The 20,411-nt window shown below is 33.8% G+C and carries 21 protein-coding genes; 3 read left to right on the top strand and 18 right to left on the bottom strand.

The annotated features are described in order from the left end of the window. Nucleotides 1-42: 42 nt before the first annotated feature. The 12 genes from LPC21_RS07695 to LPC21_RS07640 form a co-directional block, all read right to left on the bottom strand. Nucleotides 43-744 carry a response regulator transcription factor gene (locus LPC21_RS07695; RefSeq protein WP_229316584.1) on the bottom strand — a complete coding sequence of 234 codons (702 nt, stop codon included), beginning with the start codon at nt 742-744 and terminating at the stop codon, nt 43-45. Nucleotides 745-747: 3 nt separating this feature from the next. Continuing rightward, complete coding sequence (locus LPC21_RS07690; protein ID WP_229316583.1) at nt 748-2,334, bottom strand: sensor histidine kinase; 1,587 nt, start codon at nt 2,332-2,334, stop codon at nt 748-750. Nucleotides 2,335-2,408: 74 nt separating this feature from the next. Beyond that, nucleotides 2,409-2,990 carry a dephospho-CoA kinase gene (gene coaE / locus LPC21_RS07685; protein WP_229316582.1) on the bottom strand — a complete coding sequence of 194 codons (582 nt, stop codon included), beginning with the start codon at nt 2,988-2,990 and terminating at the stop codon, nt 2,409-2,411. Nucleotides 2,991-2,993: 3 nt separating this feature from the next. After that, the gene (locus tag LPC21_RS07680; RefSeq protein WP_229316581.1) at nt 2,994-3,992 is read right to left on the bottom strand and encodes a glycosyltransferase family 2 protein; all 999 of its coding nucleotides are present in this window, start codon (nt 3,990-3,992) and stop codon (nt 2,994-2,996) included. Nucleotides 3,993-4,119: 127 nt separating this feature from the next. Then, on the bottom strand, nt 4,120-5,310 hold the full coding sequence (gene fabV / locus LPC21_RS07675; RefSeq protein WP_229316580.1) for an enoyl-ACP reductase FabV: 1,191 nt from the start codon (nt 5,308-5,310) through the stop codon (nt 4,120-4,122). Between the two features lie 63 nt (nt 5,311-5,373). After that, nucleotides 5,374-7,026 (bottom strand): DNA repair protein RecN, encoded by a 1,653-nt coding sequence (recN, locus tag LPC21_RS07670; RefSeq protein ID WP_229316579.1) that lies wholly within the window; start codon nt 7,024-7,026, stop codon nt 5,374-5,376. A 23-nt stretch (nt 7,027-7,049) separates the two neighbouring features. Continuing rightward, a complete protein-coding gene (porD, locus tag LPC21_RS07665; RefSeq protein ID WP_229316578.1) occupies nt 7,050-7,934 on the bottom strand; it encodes a type IX secretion system protein PorD in 885 nt (294 codons plus the stop codon). After that, entirely contained in the window at nt 7,927-9,168 is a 1,242-nt protein-coding gene (gene coaBC, locus LPC21_RS07660; protein WP_229316577.1) for a bifunctional phosphopantothenoylcysteine decarboxylase/phosphopantothenate--cysteine ligase CoaBC, read from the bottom strand. Before coaBC ends, porD begins: the two co-directional genes overlap by 8 nt. Nucleotides 9,169-9,177: 9 nt before the next feature. Beyond that, nucleotides 9,178-9,495 (bottom strand): DNA-directed RNA polymerase subunit omega, encoded by a 318-nt coding sequence (locus LPC21_RS07655; protein ID WP_026709525.1) that lies wholly within the window; start codon nt 9,493-9,495, stop codon nt 9,178-9,180. 8 nt (nt 9,496-9,503) lie between these two features. Beyond that, nucleotides 9,504-10,298: an outer membrane protein assembly factor BamD gene (locus LPC21_RS07650; RefSeq protein WP_229316576.1), complete on the bottom strand. Its 795-nt coding sequence runs from the start codon at nt 10,296-10,298 to the stop codon at nt 9,504-9,506. Nucleotides 10,299-10,436: 138 nt separating this feature from the next. Continuing rightward, nucleotides 10,437-11,318 carry a 4-hydroxy-tetrahydrodipicolinate synthase gene (dapA, locus tag LPC21_RS07645; protein WP_229316575.1) on the bottom strand — a complete coding sequence of 294 codons (882 nt, stop codon included), beginning with the start codon at nt 11,316-11,318 and terminating at the stop codon, nt 10,437-10,439. Nucleotide 11,319: 1 nt separating this feature from the next. After that, on the bottom strand, nt 11,320-11,844 hold the full coding sequence (locus LPC21_RS07640) for a DUF6913 domain-containing protein (RefSeq protein WP_229316574.1): 525 nt from the start codon (nt 11,842-11,844) through the stop codon (nt 11,320-11,322). Between the two features lie 46 nt (nt 11,845-11,890). Here LPC21_RS07640 and LPC21_RS07635 point away from each other — a divergent pair, with 46 nt between their 5' ends. The 3 genes from LPC21_RS07635 to LPC21_RS07625 are packed head-to-tail and all read left to right on the top strand — an operon-like array spanning nt 11,891 to nt 13,824. After that, nucleotides 11,891-12,670: a 5'-nucleotidase C-terminal domain-containing protein gene (locus tag LPC21_RS07635; protein ID WP_229318568.1), complete on the top strand. Its 780-nt coding sequence runs from the start codon at nt 11,891-11,893 to the stop codon at nt 12,668-12,670. 19 nt (nt 12,671-12,689) lie between these two features. After that, nucleotides 12,690-13,604 (top strand): bifunctional metallophosphatase/5'-nucleotidase, encoded by a 915-nt coding sequence (locus LPC21_RS07630; RefSeq protein ID WP_229316573.1) that lies wholly within the window; start codon nt 12,690-12,692, stop codon nt 13,602-13,604. A 13-nt stretch (nt 13,605-13,617) separates the two neighbouring features. Further along, complete coding sequence (locus LPC21_RS07625) at nt 13,618-13,824, top strand: hypothetical protein (RefSeq protein WP_229316572.1); 207 nt, start codon at nt 13,618-13,620, stop codon at nt 13,822-13,824. Here the strand turns inward: LPC21_RS07625 and ligA are convergent. The 6 genes from ligA to priA all read right to left on the bottom strand — a co-directional run bounded on the left by ligA (nt 13,821) and on the right by priA (nt 20,401). Then, nucleotides 13,821-15,818, bottom strand: coding sequence for an NAD-dependent DNA ligase LigA (gene ligA / locus LPC21_RS07620; protein ID WP_229316571.1), 1,998 nt, complete (start codon nt 15,816-15,818; stop codon nt 13,821-13,823). The two genes, LPC21_RS07625 and ligA, sit on opposite strands and share 4 nt — an antisense overlap. A 75-nt stretch (nt 15,819-15,893) precedes the next feature. Continuing rightward, nucleotides 15,894-16,367 carry a DUF6495 family protein gene (locus LPC21_RS07615; protein ID WP_229316570.1) on the bottom strand — a complete coding sequence of 158 codons (474 nt, stop codon included), beginning with the start codon at nt 16,365-16,367 and terminating at the stop codon, nt 15,894-15,896. A 133-nt stretch (nt 16,368-16,500) separates the two neighbouring features. Next, nucleotides 16,501-16,944 carry a 50S ribosomal protein L9 gene (gene rplI / locus LPC21_RS07610; RefSeq protein WP_229316569.1) on the bottom strand — a complete coding sequence of 148 codons (444 nt, stop codon included), beginning with the start codon at nt 16,942-16,944 and terminating at the stop codon, nt 16,501-16,503. Nucleotides 16,945-17,006: 62 nt separating this feature from the next. Further along, nucleotides 17,007-17,303 (bottom strand): 30S ribosomal protein S18, encoded by a 297-nt coding sequence (gene rpsR, locus LPC21_RS07605; RefSeq protein ID WP_007138295.1) that lies wholly within the window; start codon nt 17,301-17,303, stop codon nt 17,007-17,009. A gap of 5 nt (nt 17,304-17,308) precedes the next feature. Continuing rightward, nucleotides 17,309-17,650 (bottom strand): 30S ribosomal protein S6, encoded by a 342-nt coding sequence (gene rpsF, locus LPC21_RS07600; protein WP_229316568.1) that lies wholly within the window; start codon nt 17,648-17,650, stop codon nt 17,309-17,311. Nucleotides 17,651-17,950: 300 nt separating this feature from the next. Continuing rightward, nucleotides 17,951-20,401, bottom strand: a complete 2,451-nt coding sequence (gene priA / locus LPC21_RS07595) for a replication restart helicase PriA (RefSeq protein WP_229316567.1) — start codon at nt 20,399-20,401, stop codon at nt 17,951-17,953. Nucleotides 20,402-20,411 lie beyond the last annotated feature (10 nt).

Raw genomic sequence — 20,411 nt, 5'->3', positions numbered from 1 at the left:
AAGCTCCAATTTCTTGGAGCTTTTTTTATTTAAAAATGAATATTATTTTTTAACCACCAATCGGAAACCTTCTCCGTGAATGTTTAAAATCTCTACATTTTCGTCTGATTTCAAATACTTTCTCAATTTGGCAATATACACATCCATACTTCGAGAAGTAAAGTAGTTATCGTCTCTCCAAATTTTTGTTAGAGCCAATTCTCTTGGCATCAAATCATTCTCATGAAGGATCAACATTTTTAATAATTCATTCTCTTTTGGAGACAATTTAATAGGTTCATCATTTTGGAAAGTCAAGAAACGTAATTTTGAGTTCAAATGGAATTTACCAATTTTAAATTCAAACTGTACTTGTTCTGTTTTTACATCAGATGATTTTCTTTGAATAATCGCCTTGATTTTCATTAATAAAACCTCAGAATCGAAAGGTTTATTCAAATAATCATCTGCACCAGCTTTGTACCCTTTCAACACATCCTCTTTCATAGATTTAGCCGTTAGAAAAATGATAGGCACTTCTGCATTTTTTTCTCTAATTTCTTTAGCTAAAGTATAACCGTCTTTGTAGGGCATCATCACATCCAAAATACACAAATCGTAATGATCTTTTTTGAACTTTTCAAAACCTTCCATTCCGTTCTTTGCCAATGTGACATCAAAATCATTGAGAACTAAATAGTCTTTCAATACTGCTCCAAAATTAAGATCGTCCTCAACTAAAAGAATTTTTCTATTATTTTCCATAATCTAATTTATTAAGGGTAATTTTATAGTAAAGGTACTTCCTTTTCCTTTTTCACTTTCTACGTATACTTGACCATTATGGTCTTCAACAATTCGTTTTACATAGGCCAAACCTAAGCCATGCCCTTTTACATTGTGAATATCACCGGTATGCTCTCTGTAAAACTTTTCAAAAATTCTTTTTTGAGCAACTTTGCTCATCCCCAAACCTTTGTCTTGCACTTTTATCAACACCATGTCTTTAATATTCTCTGTATAAATATCAATTTGTGGCGCTTCAGGTGAATATTTAATAGCATTCTCTAAAATATTCACTAGTACATTTGTAAAGTGATTATCATTCACCAAAACTGTCGTTCTAGTCGCATTAAAATGTGTAACCACTGTTCCCGATCTATCTTCTAAAATCAAACTAACATGTTCCATCGCATCGTTGATTACATCTTCAATCGAAATGGATTCTTTTTGAATTTCTAACTCTTTTTTCTCTAATTTAGAAATTCGTAAAACATTTTCAACTTGAGCATGCATGCGTTTATTTTCGTCTCGAATCATCGCTAAATAACGCAATACCTTCTCCTTATCATCAATAATTTTTGGATTTCGAATTGCATCCAAAGCTAAATTAATTGTAGCAATAGGTGTTTTAAACTCATGGGTCATATTGTTAATGAAATCTGTTTTGATTTCAGAAATCTGACGTTGACGTATCAACTGACTTAATGCACTCGAATAGGCAATAATAATTATGAGTGTGAAAATTATGGACAGAAAAGTAATACTAACTAATTCAGACAATAAGAAACGTTTTTTATGAGGAAAACTTACCATCAATTTATATTGTTCGTGCTCCTCATTATCGGTTAAAATAGGTATGGAATAACTGTTTTTCGGATTGTAATTAAAATTTTTAGATGCTACTTTAGTTGCTATACCATTACTGTAAATTCCGAACTCAAAATTAGTTTTTACACCATATTCTTCTAATTCTTTTTTAATTAAACTTTGAATATTCTCAGCTGTAACACGTTCTTGCAAAGGCATTGCAGAAGCGATATCTTTATAAAAAATCTCAAATTGGGCGTTATCTAAAACATCTAAACTACCTGATTTTTCAATGCGCACATCTGGAATCAAACTTTGCGAAAGCATTGAATTTTCAAGTGGTTTCGAATTGTAAATTTCGGTAACTCTTTTGGAACTAAAACTCTTAAATAGTTTTGAGCTATCTGATTTTTTATCAAATAAAGACGACTTAATATTAAAATCTTCTTCAATAATACTATTGGAATATACAATAGTCTTATTTGTTTTTAAGTTTTTTTGAACGTAAGTAAATTGCAGTAGGTCGTCTTTTTTAGGAATTTTACCTGTACTGTCTTTTAGTTTATTGTAGCGATCATAAAAGCTATAGGCTTCTTGTTTTTGCAATTTCTCGGCTACATTTCCAAGCACTTGTTTAACATGAAATTTAAATTGCTCTTCGTTGTTTTCCAATGAGGTGTTGAACCAATAGACTTGAACGAGTATAATCCCAATCAGGGACAAACTCATTAACAAAACTAACAATCTAAAGAATAGCTTACTCATCGAAACAAATTTAGTATTTTAACAATATAGTAAATAATACATTAACCAAATATTAACATCTAGTCTCAATATTGCTAATTCTTTAAAATTTTAAGAATTTTATCTATTTCGTGTTTGGCACTTTGCGTAGATGTATTATCGATCACATAATTACTTTTCAAAGCACGTTCCTCATCAGTCCATTGGACATTGATACGTTGAAGTACTTGTTCTCGCGAACAGTTATCACGTTGCATCACACGTGTAATTCGATCTTCTAAAGGAGCTGTAACAGTAATTATATAGTCGCAATTTTGGTAGCTCCCACTTTCGAACAAAATAGCCGCTTCATATACAACAAAAGGAACTGTCTTATGTTGGTCAAGCCAAATTGCAAATTGTCTTTTAACTTCCGGGTGAATTATACTATTAAGTTCTTTTAATTTATCAGGATTAGAAAAAACAATTGAAGCCAATTGTTGTCGGTTTAAATGCCCGTTTTCAAAAATTGCATTACCAAAGTTGGCTTTAACATTATCTAAAACTTGAGGAGATTGCATCGCTTTTTTTGCCTCTTCATCAGCAATAAAAACAGGGATTCCAAGTGATTCCATATAGTTGACAAGTGTTGTCTTGCCACTCCCGATTCCACCTGTTAAACCTATAATTACTGCCATTGATTATTTTTTGAAAAACAAATAAGGAAAAGCAACTTCAGGTTCACGCTTTAAAACAATCACTTTGATATAGGATTCCAAAAAACCTAATCCGTACCCATAAAATTGTTTCCAAACCGCAATTAACGATAAGTAACCAATGCGCACACTCCTATTTTGAATACTTGAAGTTATAAATAAAATAAAGAAGTACAACATGTACAGTTGTAAAAAATAATCGAATGTTAGTAACAACAAAGCAACCGAAAGAAAAAATCCTACAATAAATGCTGTTGGAAAGAAAAAAGTCAACTTATTGTGTTCTGGATACCAACTGTTCAAAATTGGTCTTGCTTTACCAAATTTACTTACTTGTACAGCAAATTTATCCCAATCTATTCTACGTTTATGGTATACGAATGCTTTAGAAAAAAGTCTTGTTTCAAAACCTAAATTCCACAAACGAATAGACAAATCTGGATCTTCACCTGGGTGGATATTTCCAAAACCTTTTGATGCTTCAAAGGCTTTACGAGACAATCCCATATTAAAACTTCTAGGTTGAAATTTTCCGATTTTTTCAGAACCACCGCGAATACCACCAGTAGTTAAGAAAGAAGTCATCGCAAAGTTAATGGCTTTTTGAATATCTGAAAAGCTATCCAAAGCTTTGTCAGGTCCTCCAAAACAATCTACATAGTCTTGTTTCAAAGCTTTGTCAACTTCTTCCAAATACTGAGATGGGATAATACAATCCGAATCAAAAATAAGGAAATAGTTTCCACTAGCTTTCGTCATACCGTAATTGCGTGAATCACCTGGTCCAGAATTTTCTTTATAATAATAGGAAATATTCAACTGCGATAAGTATTTCTGAATTACTTCACCACAAGGAATTGTAGACCCATCTTCTACTATCACTATTTCAAAATCATTTTGATAGGTGGTTTTAGTTAAACTTTCTAATAACTCATCAACTTCGTCAGGACGGTTATATACTGGTATAATAAGAGAAAAATGCATATTCAAAGTTAAAATTGTGATTCCTTTTGGATTGTTTCACAAATATACTATTAATAAAGAATAGTTCCCAAGGGATAAAAAAAAATGCGCCACATTGGGCGCATTTCAATTTTAATGAGATCGAGAATTATGAAATACTTGGCACATGTACCATTTCATTGGCATCAGCCAAATAATCTACTCCCTCAAATCCAAAACCAAATAGGTTCAAGAAATCTTGTTTATAACCCGCTAAATCACCAATTTCTGGCAAAGATTCAGTGGTAGATTCTTTCCACAAAGCGGCAACTTTTGATTGCACATCGTCACGCATTTCCCAATCATCAATACGAATTCTTCCTTTGTCATCTGTTGGAACTGCTTCTCCGGTATATAAACGCTGTGCATACAAACGTTGAATTTGTTCGATACAACCCTCATGAATTCCTTCTGCTTTCATGATTTTGTATAACAATGAAATATACAATGGAATAACCGGAATGGCTGAACTTGCTTGTGTAACTAATGCTTTGTTTACAGATACATATGCTTTTCCATTCAATGTTGCTAAGTCTTTCGAAATTTCAAAAGCAGTAGCTTCCAAATGATCTTTGGCTTGACCAATAGTTCCTTTTCTATAAACTGCTTCTGTAACCTCAGGTCCAATATACGAATAGGCAACTGTTGTGGCTCCTTCTGCTAAAACATTGGCATCTTTCAAGGCATTCATCCACATCGACCAATCTTCACCACCCATAACCACAACCGTATTATCGATATCTTCTTGGTTGGCCGGTTCGATAGAAACTTGAGTCACATTTCCAGTATGAAAATCAACCGTTTTATTGGTAAAAGTTCCTCCAATTGGTTTCAAAGTGGAACGATGTAATACACCAGTTCCCGGATGCATACGCACTGGAGAAGCCAAACTATAGATTACTAAATCAATTTGACCCATATCGGCTTTGATTAAATCAATTGCTTGTTGCTTTACTTCGTTAGAGAAAGCATCTCCGTTGATACTTTTAGCATACAAACCAGCTTTAGTAGCTTCTTTTTCGAAGGCAGCGGAGTTGTACCAACCTGGTGATGCGGTTTTCCCTTCAGCAGGAGCTTTCTCAAAAAAAACACCAAGAGTTGCTGCATTAGAACCAAAGGCACTTGTAATTCTTGAAGCCAATCCAAATCCTGTTGAAGCACCAATCACTAAAACGCGTTTTGGTCCATTGATTGATCCTTTAGATTGTACGTATGCTATTTGATTTTTTACATTTTGCTCACATCCAGCTGGGTGTGCTGTCAAGCAAATAAATCCTCTCATTCTAGGTTCTATAATCATATCTTTAATTCTAAATAGTTACTTAATGTGTTGTTTAGTAGTGTGCAAATATAAACCAAATCTTTAGTTCAACAAGGATTTGGCGTGATTTAGAGCGGATTCAGAAACTACTGTTCCTGATAACATTTGAGCAATTTCTATAATTCTTTCTTCTTCATTTAATAGTTGTAATTCGGATTGTGTATCCTCTCCAACTGTAGATTTGAATACTTTAAAATGGGCATTCCCTTTCGCAGCAATTTGTGGTAAATGGGTAATGGCAAAAATTTGCATTGTTTGACTCATTTCCTTCATAATCTCTCCCATTCTAACTGCAATTTCTCCAGAAACACCTGTGTCAATTTCGTCAAAAATTAAGGTTGGTAATTTGGAGTATTGTGCTAAAATCGCTTTCACTGCTAGCATAATTCGTGACATCTCCCCTCCTGAAGCTACTTTTTTGAGTAAACCAAAATCAGTTCCTTTGTTAGCTGAAAACAAAAAATTAATTTCGTCTTTTCCATTTTTATAATAGTTATCAACGGCATTAATTTCAATATTAAAACGCACATTTGGCATTCCTAAAGTAGCTAAAATAGTTACTAATTTGTCTGACAAAACTGGTACCGCATTGGATCGTTTTTGATGTATTATTTGTCCTAATGCATCCAATTCATTGGTTTTATCTTGAATAGTTTGTGATAAATTAGCAATCTCACTTTCTAAATTTCCTAATTCAAATAAGGTGTTTTCCAAGCTTGATTGAATAGCTAATAACTCATCAACACTAGTAACTTGATGTTTTTTCTGCAAATTGAAAATGATTTGCAATTTCTCACTTATCAAATCCAATTGTACTGGGTCATTAATCAGTTTTTCAGAACAATTGGTCAATTCATCTGAAATATCGTCTAATTCAATAGACAAACTAGAAATACGCTCTAACAAGTCGGCATATTCGGGGGCGAAAGAAGCAATTTTTTGCAATGCGATTTTAATATCTTTTAAAGTCGACAAAGCGCCAATTTGCTCTTCATTGGCCAAAGCCAAAGACTTATCTACTGCTTCTTTAATAGTTTCTACATTATTTAGCTTTTCAAAATCGGATTCCAATTGTTCTTGTTCGCCCGATTTTAATTGGGCAGAAACCAATTCGTTAAGTAAAAAAGTATTGTATTCTTGCTCTTTAATTGATTCAGCTTGCGTATTTAAAAGTCCATTTAAACGAGATTGATCTTCTTTATAACTTTTCAAAAGGGATTGATAATGGTCAATTTCCGATTGATTGTCTGCTATAGCATCGACAATAGTGAACTGGACTGTTTCCTCAGATAATTCTTGGGTTTGCTGTTGCGAGTGAATGTCAATCAAAAACAAACTTAAATCTTGTAATTCTTGCAAATTTACCGGACTATCATTGATAAAGGCTCTGGATTTCCCTGAAGGTAGAATTTCGCGACGAATAATTGTTTCGTCTTCGTAATCCAAATCATTCGCTTCAAAAAAGGGTTTTAAATTGTATTTTGAAATATCAAAATAGGCTTCTATAACACATTTTTCTTCTTTATTTTTAAGAGATGATAAATCGGCACGTTTTCCCAAAACTAACCCCATGGCACCCAAAATAATCGATTTACCAGCACCAGTCTCCCCTGTGATAATAGAGAATCCTTTTGAAAAATCGATCGCCAATTTTTCAATTAATGCATAGTTTTTTATCGAAAGTGATGTAATCATTTATAGTATAGCTTGGTTTAATTTTAGAATTTAATCGAACTCCATTTACTTGAATTCATTGGGGAAATCCTATTCAAATTATCAACTAAATCAGTGATGGAAATACTTGGTCCTCCAGAAAATATTGAAACTATCTCATCCGATTTAGCATCAAAAAACACTCTTGTTAAAAAAGAATTAGGACGAACATCATGAACTTTTCTTAATCCAATTAGCGCAGTTTTTACATTTTCTTTCGCCAATTTTGAATCCTTAGTCATTCCATCTAAAGCTGTGTGATAATGAAACGAAGCCGAGCGTATCTCACTGAATGTAGGCGACAACAAATCGTTAATTAAAAAATAGCGATTTTGATTGCCTTCTGATTGCGCCCAACCTTTGTAACCACCTTGTTGAGACAAGGTTGCGATATTCTGAGCGGCTTCTAAAAAAGAAGTTCCAGATCGTTCAACGAACGAATCGGCATCTAATCCAAGAATAATATGGCAGTAATAGGATATTACAGCTACTAAATTGGAATCAAAAGTATTGGGATTGTATATCAAATTTTCAAATTCAGTATATCTGAAATTAAAATCCTTATCGTTAAAATTAAATACCGGACTGGAATAGGTAGAATCAAAAATAGGACGAGACGATTGTACCTGAATTGTTCCTGAGAATTGATCGGTTGAACCACTAGTTAAGTTGATATAAATAGCACAACTGATTTTTTCGTTTTGTTTCATCAGTTGTCCTGTCCAATCAGTTTTATTCACAAAATCAGTTAAAGAAGATTGTAATGTTTTAAAAATTTGCTGATTTACATTGGTAATTTGTTGTGCATTAACTGTAACAGTACAATTTAACTGTTGGGATTGTACCGTTATTCCTATCAATAAAATGAATACAACAATTTGTCTACGCATTGAAATAGGCTATTACCTTGTTTATAATATCTGCTGCTACAGCTTCTTTAGACTTCAATTCCATGGGTTGAATATTGAAATTTTTATCAATGAAAGTGACTTTATTGGTTTCCTTTTGAAAACCAGCGCCATCATCTTGAAGCGAATTTAAAACAATCAAATCTAAGTTTTTTTTCTGAATCTTCAAATTAGCGTTTTCAATTTCGTTTTCCGTTTCCAAAGCAAAACCTATTACCATCTGGTTTTTTTTCACAGCACCCATATAGGCCAAAATATCTTTTGTTTTTTCTAATTCGATTGAAAATTCAGCATCTGATTTTTTAATTTTTTGCGACGCTACATTTTTGGGCTTATAATCAGCAACTGCAGCTGCTGCAATAGCTACGTCAACTTGTGAAAAATAGGTTAGACAAACATCATACATTTCTTGAGCAGAAACAACAGGTAGTATTTGAATTCCTGTGTGATTGGCTTTACAATGAGAGGGACCCGAAACTAATAGTACGGATGCGCCTAACTGTGCTGCACACAAAGCGATATCATATCCCATTTTGCCTGATGAATGATTCCCAATAAAACGAACAGGATCAATCGCTTCATAGGTTGGGCCAGCGGTAACTAATATTGTTTTTCCTTTAAGAGGTAATTGATTAGCTAAGTCTGCTTCAATAAAAGCAACTATATTTTCAGGCTCTGCCATTCTTCCTTCGCCAGATAAACCACTGGCTAATTCGCCACTTTCGGCAGGAATTATGGTATTCCCAAATTCGTGTAATGCTTTAAAATTAGCCAATGTACTTGGATGTTTGTACATGTCCAAATCCATGGCTGGGGCAAAATACACAGGACATTTAGCTGATAAATAGGTAGCTAAAAGCAAGTTATCACAAGTGCCAGAAGCCATTTTTGACAAGGTATTGGCAGTAGCGGGAGCAATTAGCATTATATCAGCCCAAAGTGCTAATTCAACATGATTATTCCAAACTCCTTCTCCTAGCGCCTGATGTTCCTCAACGGACACATCATCTGGAGTTTCGTAAAAAGTAGAATAAACGGGATTTTTAGATAAGGTGGCTAGCGTAAGTGGGGTTACAAAAACCTTAGAAGCAGGTGTCATGATCACTTGGACATGTGCACCTGCTTTTATGAAGAGTCTTACCAATGAAGCAGTTTTATAGGCTGCAATTCCGCCAGAAATACCTAGCAAAATTTTCTTACCGTTTAAAACTGACATGGTAAAGTATTATTTGTTTGAGTCTCTGTGGTAGATTTTTCCGTCTAACCATTCTTGCACTGCTAAAGCATGTGGCTTAGGCAATTTTTCGTAGAATTTTGACACTTCAATTTGTTCTTTGTTTTCAAAAACTTCTTCCAAACTGTCGTTGTAAGTAGCAAATTCTTCTAACTTCTCAGTCAATTCTTTTTTGATTTCAGAATTGATTTGATTTGCTCTTTTAGCCATAATGGTTATTGCTTCATACACGTTACCAGTAGGTTCTTCAATTACTGTTTTGTTGTAAGTAATTGTATTTACTGGAGCATTCGTCTTTTTTAAATCCATGACTTTATTTATTTAATATATTTTTGTAAATCTTTTTCCACACGGGCAAACATTTCGTCTGCTTGTTTTTTGTATTTAGTTTCGGCTTTGTACTTAATCAAATTGGCATAGGCAACTTTAGCTACATTTAAACGTTCTTCCATTTTGGCAGGCACACTGTTAATTCCTAACTGGTAAGCTGAATCAAATTTATAGAACAAAGCTTCTTCTTTAAAAGGAGTACCTGGATAATCAGCAATAAAATTATCTAATGCGACTAAAGCCGATTTGTAATCGGAAATGGTATTGTACCCTTTGGCATTTTCAAAAACCTTACGTTCTAATTTTTCATTAAGATTTTTAACAATTGAATTGGCTTCGGCTAAATAGGTAGAATTAGGATAGGTATCAATGAATGTTTGTAATTTTTCAATCGCCTTAGTAGTATCGGTTTGGTCTAAGGAATAAACTGGAGACAACATAGAATAACTTTTGGCGCCTAAAAAAGAAGCTTCTTGTACTTTATCACTTTTAGGAAAACTAGATACAAAACTTTCAAATTGATATCCTGCCAAATAATACTGTTTTGTTTTGTAATACGATTGCGAAAACATATAATACAAATTCTCTGATTCCGGTTTTCCTCTATAAACGGATGCAATTTGTTCAAAAATACGAATTGCTTTATTGTAATTTTTTGCTTCGTACATTTTAGTTGCCATTACTAATTTAACGGCAGGGTCTTCGGATTTCAGTGCTTTTTGGTATTCGTTACACGAAGCCAAAAGAACAATGATGATTAAGAGTGATACAATTTTTTTCATTAATATACTTTAAAATACGTTTAGTTCAGATTGAAATCAACCTGATACAAGCATACCGAAGTTAAGGTCGCAAATTTAGGTATTAATTTAGCGACTACAAAATATTTTTAAGTTAAAAAAAAGCAAAAGAAATTGACTCTAATTATTGCTTTTATGCACAAATTGATCTATTCGATTGGCCAGCGATTCATCTACTTTTACTAATGGCAAACGTACTGTATTATCAGCTATTCCTAAGGATTGAAACACTTGTTTAATCCCTGCTGGATTACCTTGCTCAAAAATCATATCAATACAAGAAGTCAATGTATATAAAATTTGAAACGCTTGATCCACTTTTCGATTCAATCCCAAGCGAATCATTTCTGAGAAAATGGATGGAAATCCTTGCCCAATAACTGAAATAACTCCTGATCCACCAGCTAAAATCAAAGACAAGGCTGTCATATCATCTCCAGAAATAACCAAGAAATCTTTAGGTTTATTTTTAAGTAATTGCATGCCCTGAACAATGTCTCCAGACGCTTCTTTAATAGCGACGATATTATCAAAATCCGTTGCTAAACGAATCACAGTTTCTGGCAACATATTACTAGAAGTTCTTCCTGGTACATTATATAAAATAACTGGTATTGGCGAAGCTTCAGCAACAGCTTTGAAATGCTGGTAAATTCCTTCTTGTGTAGGTTTTACATAGTAAGGAGATACCGATAAAATTGCAGCAAAAGCATTTAAATCTCGGGTTTGTAATTCTGCCACAACTTCCATTGTATTATTACCCCCAACCCCAAGAACTAAAGGCAATCGACCTTTATTAGCTTCGACAACTGTAGCGATCACTTTTTCTTTTTCTAACGCGCTTAAGGTTGCATTTTCAGCAGTGGTTCCTAATACAACTAGATATTCCACACCGCCTTCAATCGAAAAATTTACAATACGAATTAAGGCTTCAGTATCAATTGAAAAATCTGCTTTAAAAGGAGTTACAAGAGCAACACCAGTTCCTATTAATGATTGCATATTACAATTCTATTTTGTTTAATATTTTTAAATATTTAAATAATTCATGCGCAAAAATCGAATAATTACTAATTCGAGTTGTTATCGTTAAATGATTGAATCGTTTATCAATTGATGAAAGCCCAACTTTAAATTTGGCTTTAGAATTGTTTGTTATTAGCAATAAAATTGCTTTTTCTATTTCATAATAACTCACCAATAAATCAAATTCTGTTTGAATAAATTCAGTCACAACAGCATCCCCTATTGTACCTTTCCAATCCAAAATAGATGAATTAAAAGTATATTGAGAATAGACTTCCTTTTTATCAATTGTTTCTCTATAAACTAGAATACTTACAGAATTAGCAGACAAACCGTTTGAAATCAATTCTTTAATTAATTGTTCTTTTTCAAAAAAATTAGTTTCGTCTATCAATAATCCAACTGAACATATTGCGTTAGTACCAGATAAAGAACTGACATCTTGCCATTTATTTCTTAATGTATATTTTAATAATAAATTCTTGAAATAATTTAAAAACATAGTACATTTACCTAGTTACAAAACTAATTAATAATTGGCATTAGAAATGGTAAAACTAAAAAAGTATAATCAATTTTTCAAACTTTTTGTTATAATTATAACAGCTTTAACAATTGTTTCCTGCGCTAAAACGCATTATGAACTGACAAAAATTGAAGGAAAACGAGTACCAATTGCCTCAGCAATAGCTCAAAATTCAACAATAGAATCCTTTATAACTCCCTACAGAAATCATATAGATGATGACTTAAGTGCCGTAATTGCTTATAATCCTGAAACATTAGATAAGAGTAATGGTAAGTGGCAATCACCATTAGGGAATTTGATGGCAGATGTTTCATTAAATGCGGGAGAAAAAGTGTTTCAATTGAGAGAAAAAAAATCAATTGCTATTTGCATTTTGAATAGTGGTGGAATTCGATCTATTCTTCCAAAAGGAAACGTAACTGCTCGCACTGCATTTGAAATCATGCCTTTTGAAAATAGTCTAGTTGTTGTAGCATTAAAAGGAGAACAAATACAAGAATTAGTAACCTATTTTATTGCAACTAAAAAATCCCACCCCCTGTCTGGATTAACGTTTACAATAGCTAAAGATGCAACGGCAAAGAACATTCTAGTTCAGGGAAAACCACTGAACAACAATGCCATTTATTATGTTGCAACTAATGATTATTTGGCCAATGGCGGAGACAATATGAATTTTTTCAAAAAAGGGATTCAGAAATATGATTTGGATTATAAAATTCGCAATATCTTAATCGATTATTTCAAAGAAGTTGACACGATTCCAGTAATTAACGATATTCGAATAATAGAAGAATAACTCCCAAAAGAAACAGACAATGAAAAGAAGAGATTTTATAGAAAAAACAGCAGCAGGTTCTGCTTTTGTTGGATTGGGATTGTCATTAAGCAGTTTCAAATCAGATGAAATTAAAAAAATTACCATTTTGCATACTAATGACGTACATAGTCACATCGACCCATTTCCTGCTGACGATCCCCGGAATGCCAATATGGGCGGAGTAAGTAAAAGGGCTGCTTTAATTGAATCTATTCGAAAGGAAACTCCAAATGTTTTACTGTTGGATGCAGGTGATATTTTTCAAGGTACTCCATATTTTAATTACTATGGTGGAGAATTGGAATTCAAATTAATGAGTATGATGCAATACGATGCGTCTACAATTGGAAATCACGATTTTGATAATGGAATTGATGGTTTACGAGCGCAAATGCCTCATGCTACTTTTGAATTCATATCAGCCAATTATGATTTTAAGAATACTGTCATGGACGAATTTGTAAAACCCTACAAAATATTCATCAAGGACGGAATTAAAATTGGTATTTTTGGACTTGGTATAGAATTGGAAGGATTAGTAGATAAAAAAGGGTACAAAGAAACCGTTTACAATGACCCAATTGAAATTAGCCAAGACATGGTGCGCATCTTGAAAAAAGAACAACAATGCGATTTGGTAATTTGTTTGTCTCACCTTGGTTACAAATACGGAAAAGAAGATGCCGATAAAATTAGTGATTTGAAATTGGCTGCACTTACCGAAGATATTGATTTAATAATTGGAGGTCATACGCACACTTTTTTAGACAAACCAACGGTGGTTAAAAATAAAGTAGGGAAAGACGTATTGGTGAATCAAGTAGGTTGTTATGGAATCAACTTAGGACGTATTGATTTTTACTTTGATAACAACAAACAAAACATTGCAAAAGGGAAATCGATAGTGGTGTAATTCAAACTATATAATGAAAAACTTCTTCAAATTAAAAACCACTTGGACTAATGCTGAATTCATTCCATTGAAATTATGCATTGCTTCTGCTTATATTTTAATTGGTATTTATTTTGTCGATTTCTTCAAAACCTACTGGCAATTGATAGCCCTCGTTTTTTTTATCACTGTAATAGCATCGGTATCTATGTGGATAAAAAAGATGAAACAGAATAATTAAGAAATCATCGTTTTGAAATCCTCTTCAGTTATAATCGGAATGTTCAGTTTATTCGCCTTATCTAATTTGGCTGGCCCCATATTATCACCTGCTACTACATAATCAGTTTTAGCTGAAATAGAACTTCCCACTTTTCCACCATTGTCTTCAATAGCTTGTTTTAATTCGTCTCTAGAAAATAAAGTAAATACTCCCGATACTACAAAGGTTTTACCTTCCAATTTATCAGTCGCATTGGGGTTAAATTTTTCTACAAGTTCAAATTGAATACCATAGTTTTTAAGTCGATCGACTATCATTTGATTGTCTTGATTGTCAAAAAAATCAATGACGCTTTGTGCAATGCGCTCCCCTATTTCGTCAACCAAAATCAAGTCCATCAAACTAGCTTGACGAAGGGCGTCGATATTTTTATAATGCTTGGCTAATTTTTTGGCAACTGTTTCTCCAACATAACGGATTCCTAATGCAAACAATACGCGCTCAAAAGGGATATTTTTAGAAAGTGAAACCCCGTTGACTAAATTCTCTGCCGATTTCTGAGCCATTCGTTCCAAAGGCAAAATCTGTTCTACTTTCAATTCATACAAATCAGCATAATTACGAACCAATCCATTATTGAATAACAAGGCTACCGTTTCGCCTCCAAGCCCTTCAATATCCATTGCTTTTCTTGAAATATAGTGTTGAATTCTACCAATAATCTGCGGCGGACAGCCGTAAAAATTAGGGCAATAATGATTGGCCTCTCCTTCAATACGAACTAATTCGGTTTGACATTCCGGACAATGTGTAATATAGCTAGTTGGCTCAGCAAATAAATCACGTTGTGCCACATCTACCGCAATGATTTTGGGAATAATTTCACCCCCTTTTTCAACAAAAACGGTGTCTCCAACACGAATATCTAATTTTTCTATTTGGTCCGCATTGTGCAACGAAGCGCGTTTCACAATAGTTCCAGCCAATTGTACCGGTTCCAAATTGGCCACAGGTGTAATCGAACCTGTTCTACCCACTTGATAGGAAATAGAATTCAAACGTGTAGCTACTTGCTCCGACTTAAATTTATAGGCGATGGCCCAACGAGGTGATTTGGCCGTATACCCTAATTCTTCTTGGTATTGAAAGGAATTTACCTTCACTACTACTCCGTCTGTTTCGTACGGCAAATTATGACGGTGCGTATCCCAATAGTCTATAAATTGAAACACTTCTTCTAAGTTATTAGCTAGCTTCGCTTCTTTAGGCGCTTTAAATCCCCAAGATCTTGCAGATTCTAAACTTTCAAATTGCGAATTAAATGGCAGTTGGTTACCAATTAGAAAATACAGCAAACAATCCAAAGGGCGCTTGGCCACTTCGGTACTGTCTTGCAATTTTAAACTTCCCGATGCGGTATTCCTTGGATTTGAATAGGGAGTTTCTCCAATTTCAATCAACTCTTGGTTCATTTTTTCAAAACCTGTAAAAGGCAAAATAATCTCTCCACGCACATCAAATTTAGGAGGATAATTTCCTTTCAATTGCAATGGAACCGATTTAATGGTTTTTATATTATTAGTCACATCATCTCCTTGAAATCCATCGCCACGAGTCACTGCTCGTTTCAATTTTCCGTTTTCGTAGGTAATACTGATAGAGGCACCATCATACTTTAGCTCGCAAGTGTATTCCAAAGGTACCTCTCCCAACACTTTTTGAATTCGTTTTTCCCATTCTAGTAAATCTTCTTTCGAATAGGAATTATCTAGAGAGTACATGCGATGTTCGTGTGGAACTGTTTCAAAATTCTTGGTAATTGCCCCACCGACACGTTGCGTAGGCGAACTCTCATCAAAAAACTGAGGGTGTTGATTTTCTAAATCTTGTAATTGTGCCAATTTCAAATCAAACTCATAATCCGAAATAGTAGGCTGGTCTAACACATAATAATTATGATTGTGTTGATTGAGTTCCTCTCGTAAGTTTTGAATGGTATTTTGAATGTCCATAGAAAATAAAATTGGCTATTTTAGTATTTGAAATAGTGTACTAAAATAGCCAAATTAATAGAATTATCAATACAATTACGACTCAATAATCGAATTTATTTGTTGATATAATTGTCCGTCGCTCAAAATGGCTCCTTGCTGAATTAAGGCAAAAATTGACTCATTTCGCTCTTCCGTAAATACTTTTTTACCTATTTTCATTTCAATAGTTTCGGTAAACATATTATCGCTTAACCATTGTAAGCCTTCTTTAGTCAAGAAGTCCACTTCTGGAACCAATGATTTCAAAACAATTGAATTCACATAAGTATCAAAACATTGAAAAAGGAAAATATGATTTTTAGAAAAGTGCTCTAAATACTCTGCTTTGGTCAAAACTCCTTCCCAAATCAAATCCGAAAAAACATCTAATTCTTGTTCGGCTACTTGAGGTTTATTGACTTTAATCAAATCCCATTCGGCTTTGTCAATCGATTGGCTTGCCAAGAAATTGATAAACTCGGGATGTAATTCTTCAAATTGTTCTTTGGTTAATCTTGCGTATTTCATGTCTTTGAGGGAGTAGTATAAACTAGTTTCAAATTAGTATAAATAAAAAATGAGATTGCTTCGTTCTTCGCAATACTATTAAAACAAAAAAAATCCCGACTTACATCGGGATTCTAAAATATTGATTTAGAGATTATGCTTTTTCAGCAACAATTTCGTAATCTAATTCTACAATAACGTCTCTGTGTAAACGAACAGAAGCAGTATATTTTCCTGTACGTTTAACAATTCCGCTAGTAACGAATTTTCTATCAATTACTTGACCACCTTTAGCTAATGCTTCAACGATGTCAATGTTAGTAATTGATCCGAATAATTTTTCGCCACCTGCTTTTGCAGTAATTTTAATTTCGATAGCTTTTAAAGCTTCAGCCAATGCTTTTGCATCTGCAACCACTTTAGCTTCTTTGTGCGCTCTTTGTTTCAAATTTTCAGCTAATACTTTCTTTGCAGAAGGTGTAGCTAATTGTGCGAAACCTTGTGGTATTAAATAATTACGACCGTAACCGTTTTTCACAGTAACTACGTCATCTTTAAAACCTAAATTTTGAACGTCTTGTTTAAGAATCAATTCCATGTTGTTGTCCTTGTTATAGAAGTTAGGTTCTCTTGGAGGAGAAACCAACAACTGAGTTTAAATTATTTTAATAAATCGGCCACGTATGGCATTAAAGCTAAGTGACGTGCTCTTTTCACAGCAACTGATACTTTTCTTTGGTATTTCAATGAAGTTCCTGTTAAACGACGAGGAAGAATTTTTCCTTGCTCATTTACAAATTTCAATAAGAAATCAGCATCTTTATAATCAATATATTTGATACCTGATTTTTTGAAACGACAGTACTTTTTAGTTTTGTTAGTTTCTATGTTCAAAGGCGTAAGATATCTGATATCCCCGTCTTTTTTTCCTGAAGCAGATTGTTGTAATGTTGCCATGATAATTACGCTTTTTGAGATTTTAGTTTTGTTCTTCTTCTTTCAGCCCAAGAAATTGCGTGTTTATCTAAACTTACAGTTAAGAAACGCATTACTCTCTCGTCACGTCTAAATTCAGTTTCAAAAGCAATTAATACTTCACCTGCAACTTTGAATTCGAATAAATGGTAAAAACCACTTTTCTTGTTTTGAATTTCGTAAGCCATTTTTTTAAGACCCCAGTCTTCTTTCGATACCATTTCAGCTCCACGACTAGTAAGAAATTCTTCAAATTTGCTTACTGTTTCCTTTACCTGAACATCAGATAAAACGGGATTTAAAATGAAAACAGTTTCATAATGATTCATAAATAATGTATTTATTTGTTAAATTGGCTGCAAAAATAGTCATTATTTTTAAATATCCAAACACTTTATCAGAAGATTAATTGCAAAATTAAAATACCAATATTTTATGTGATCAATTTTGTTTTCTTATTTGCAACCAATCTATCAAAGCACCTATTGCAGCACCTACAGCTACACCCTATGCGATATTAAATGAAGCGTCTTTACAAATTAATTTATAAGCCAATACAACGGCTAAACCCAAAGCAGCACCAACACCAATTGAATTCCCGTTTGAATTTTTATTATTTTCTTTCATATTTAATAATAATCAACATTAACCGCCACTTTGATTGCTCTGTATTGAGAAACCGCCTCAAAACTAGTCAACATTTTTTGAATTGTCTTTTTAGTAGATCCAATTGGAGTTGTTTGCGGGATTTTAATTAATATAGTTCGAATGTATTCATTTCGGATTCGGCTAATTGGTGGTTCTTCGGGGCCCAAAACTGGTAATGCTAAATTTTGGCTCATCACCTGATACAACCACATAGCTCCTTCTTTCAACTTGTCAAAATCACGGTGCTTTAGCGTTAGTTTAATCAATCTGAAATACGGTGGGTATTTATAGATTTGACGGTCATACAATTGTTCTTTGTACATGCCAATATAATCGTTATTGGTTACCTGTTGAATGGTATTGTGATTTGGATTATAAGTTTGGATAACTACTTTTCCGCGTTTTTCTGATCGACCAGAACGTCCAGCAACCTGAGTCATCATTTGGAAACTTCGTTCAAAAGCTCTGAAATCAGGATGATACAGCATGGTGTCGGCATTCATAATTCCCACTAAACTCACATTATTAAAATCCAATCCTTTTGCAAGCATTTGTGTTCCTACCAAAATCTGAATTTCTTGATTTTTAAAACTATCAATGATTTTTTCAAAACCAAATTTGCCACGAGTGGTATCTTGATCCATTCGCCCTATTTTGGCATCCGGAAAAATAGTGATTAATTCTTGTTCAATTTGTTCAGTACCAAAACCTTTGGTAGCCAAGTCAATACTTGAACAACTATGACATTGCGTTGGTTTTGCCATAGCGTAACCACAATAATGGCAACGCAATTGGTTTTTATGTTGGTGGTAGGTCAAACTTACATCGCACTGCTGACAATGCGGAACGTTACCACAAGTAAGACATTCCATTATAGGAGAATACCCTCTTCTATTTTGAAATAAAATCACTTGTTCGCCCAACGACAAGGAAGTAGTAATGGCTTCAATTAAAGCCTCGCTGAAGTGTCCCGTCATTTTTTTACGAAAGTAACTGTCCTTTAAATCGACTAATTCAATCTCCGGCAACTGTACATTTCCGTAACGTTCTGTAATTTCTACCAAACCATATTTATCCGATTGCGCATTGAAATACGATTCAATACTTGGCGTAGCCGAACCCAAAAGCACTTTTGCTTTATGAGCATTGGCTAATACTATTGCAGCATCTCTAGCATGATAACGTGGCGCAGGATCTACTTGTTTGAAAGTTTGTTCGTGCTCTTCGTCCACTACAATCAAACTTAAATTAGAAAAAGGTAAAAACAAAGCCGATCTTGCTCCTATTACTATTTGCGCTTTAGTCGATTGTTCCAATACCTGCTTCCATAGTTCAACTCTTTCATTATTGCTGTATTTGGAATGATACACTCCTACTTTGTCTCCAAAATAAGTACGCAAACGACCTACTAACTGAGTAGTTAAAGCAATTTCGGGCAACAAATACAATACTTGTTTTCCAGAAGCCAATTGTTCTTCAATTAACTTAATGTAAATTTCCGTCTTTCCGCTTGAGGTAAGACCGTGTAACAAACAGACTTCTTTGGTTTCAAAATGAGATGTAATTTGATCACACGCTTGTTGTTGTGCCTTACTCAATTCCAAGGCAGCTTCTTGTGCATTACCTTGAAAATTGATGCGATCTTCTTGAATAAAATACTCTTCGAAAATTTCTTTTTCAATTAAAACCTTTACAATGGAAGAGGATGAATTAGCAACTTCAATTAATTGTTTAACCGAAATAGGATGGTTTTCTTTAGCATTCAACTGGAAGTAAGTTAAGACAATTTCTCTTTGTTTGGCAGCGCCTTTCAGCGCATCTAACAAATCACCTAAACCCGAATCCGAATGGTATCGAGAATGCAATCGCACATAACGAACCCATTTTGGTTTGTACAATTCTTGCACTTCTTCTTGAAGCACCAAAACATTTTTGTCAATCAATCTTTGGATGACGGGAAAAACATTTTTCTTATTTAAGATTGAAGTAATATCATGAATTCGAAGCGAACTTTGTTGTTGTAGCGCTTGATAAACCAAATATTCTTCATCAGATAGTATATTTTCTTCAATAATTACGGATTGCTTTTGAGAAACTATCGTCTCACTTTCCAACAGCAGAGCGCTGGGCATAGCACCACGATACACATCGCCAATAGCACACATATAGTAACTTGCAATCCATTGCCAATGTGTTATCTGAATTTGGGTAACAATCGGGTTTTCATCGAGTATTTGATCAATTTCTTTGGCTTCATACAACAATGGCTCGTTTTGATGTTTACCAATAATTAAAGCCGTATACATTTTGCTTTTGCCAAAAGGAACCACCACCCTCATCCCATTTTTTACAAAATGAAATTCAGCTTCCGAAACCCTATACGTAAAGGTTTTAGCTAATGAAAGTGGTAAAATTACTTCGACAAAATGCATGTTCGAAAAT

This window comes from Flavobacterium ammoniigenes (genome assembly GCF_020886055.1).
Taxonomy (GTDB): Bacteria; Bacteroidota; Bacteroidia; order Flavobacteriales; family Flavobacteriaceae; genus Flavobacterium; species Flavobacterium ammoniigenes.
The sequence above is the reverse complement of the archived record's forward strand: the minus strand, read 5'-3'. Positions and strand labels throughout refer to the sequence as shown.

Bases quoted from the DNA above. Each gene is read 5' to 3' on its own strand.
- LPC21_RS07695 (WP_229316584.1), bottom strand. From the start codon at position 744: ATGGAAAATAATAGAAAAATTCTTTTAGTTGAGGACGATCTTAATTTT.
- LPC21_RS07690 (WP_229316583.1), bottom strand. From the start codon at position 2,334: ATGAGTAAGCTATTCTTTAGATTGTTAGTTTTGTTAATGAGTTTGTCC.
- coaE (WP_229316582.1), bottom strand. From the start codon at position 2,990: ATGGCAGTAATTATAGGTTTAACAGGTGGAATCGGGAGTGGCAAGACA.
- LPC21_RS07680 (WP_229316581.1), bottom strand. From the start codon at position 3,992: ATGCATTTTTCTCTTATTATACCAGTATATAACCGTCCTGACGAAGTT.
- fabV (WP_229316580.1), bottom strand. From the start codon at position 5,310: ATGATTATAGAACCTAGAATGAGAGGATTTATTTGCTTGACAGCACAC.
- recN (WP_229316579.1), bottom strand. From the start codon at position 7,026: ATGATTACATCACTTTCGATAAAAAACTATGCATTAATTGAAAAATTG.
- porD (WP_229316578.1), bottom strand. From the start codon at position 7,934: ATGCGTAGACAAATTGTTGTATTCATTTTATTGATAGGAATAACGGTA.
- coaBC (WP_229316577.1), bottom strand. From the start codon at position 9,168: ATGTCAGTTTTAAACGGTAAGAAAATTTTGCTAGGTATTTCTGGCGGA.
- LPC21_RS07655 (WP_026709525.1), bottom strand. From the start codon at position 9,495: ATGGATTTAAAAAAGACGAATGCTCCAGTAAATACAATTACTTACAAC.
- LPC21_RS07650 (WP_229316576.1), bottom strand. From the start codon at position 10,298: ATGAAAAAAATTGTATCACTCTTAATCATCATTGTTCTTTTGGCTTCG.
- dapA (WP_229316575.1), bottom strand. From the start codon at position 11,318: ATGCAATCATTAATAGGAACTGGTGTTGCTCTTGTAACTCCTTTTAAA.
- LPC21_RS07640 (WP_229316574.1), bottom strand. From the start codon at position 11,844: ATGTTTTTAAATTATTTCAAGAATTTATTATTAAAATATACATTAAGA.
- LPC21_RS07635 (WP_229318568.1), top strand. From the start codon at position 11,891: ATGGTAAAACTAAAAAAGTATAATCAATTTTTCAAACTTTTTGTTATA.
- LPC21_RS07630 (WP_229316573.1), top strand. From the start codon at position 12,690: ATGAAAAGAAGAGATTTTATAGAAAAAACAGCAGCAGGTTCTGCTTTT.
- LPC21_RS07625 (WP_229316572.1), top strand. From the start codon at position 13,618: ATGAAAAACTTCTTCAAATTAAAAACCACTTGGACTAATGCTGAATTC.
- ligA (WP_229316571.1), bottom strand. From the start codon at position 15,818: ATGGACATTCAAAATACCATTCAAAACTTACGAGAGGAACTCAATCAA.
- LPC21_RS07615 (WP_229316570.1), bottom strand. From the start codon at position 16,367: ATGAAATACGCAAGATTAACCAAAGAACAATTTGAAGAATTACATCCC.
- rplI (WP_229316569.1), bottom strand. From the start codon at position 16,944: ATGGAATTGATTCTTAAACAAGACGTTCAAAATTTAGGTTTTAAAGAT.
- rpsR (WP_007138295.1), bottom strand. From the start codon at position 17,303: ATGGCAACATTACAACAATCTGCTTCAGGAAAAAAAGACGGGGATATC.
- rpsF (WP_229316568.1), bottom strand. From the start codon at position 17,650: ATGAATCATTATGAAACTGTTTTCATTTTAAATCCCGTTTTATCTGAT.
- priA (WP_229316567.1), bottom strand. From the start codon at position 20,401: ATGCATTTTGTCGAAGTAATTTTACCACTTTCATTAGCTAAAACCTTT.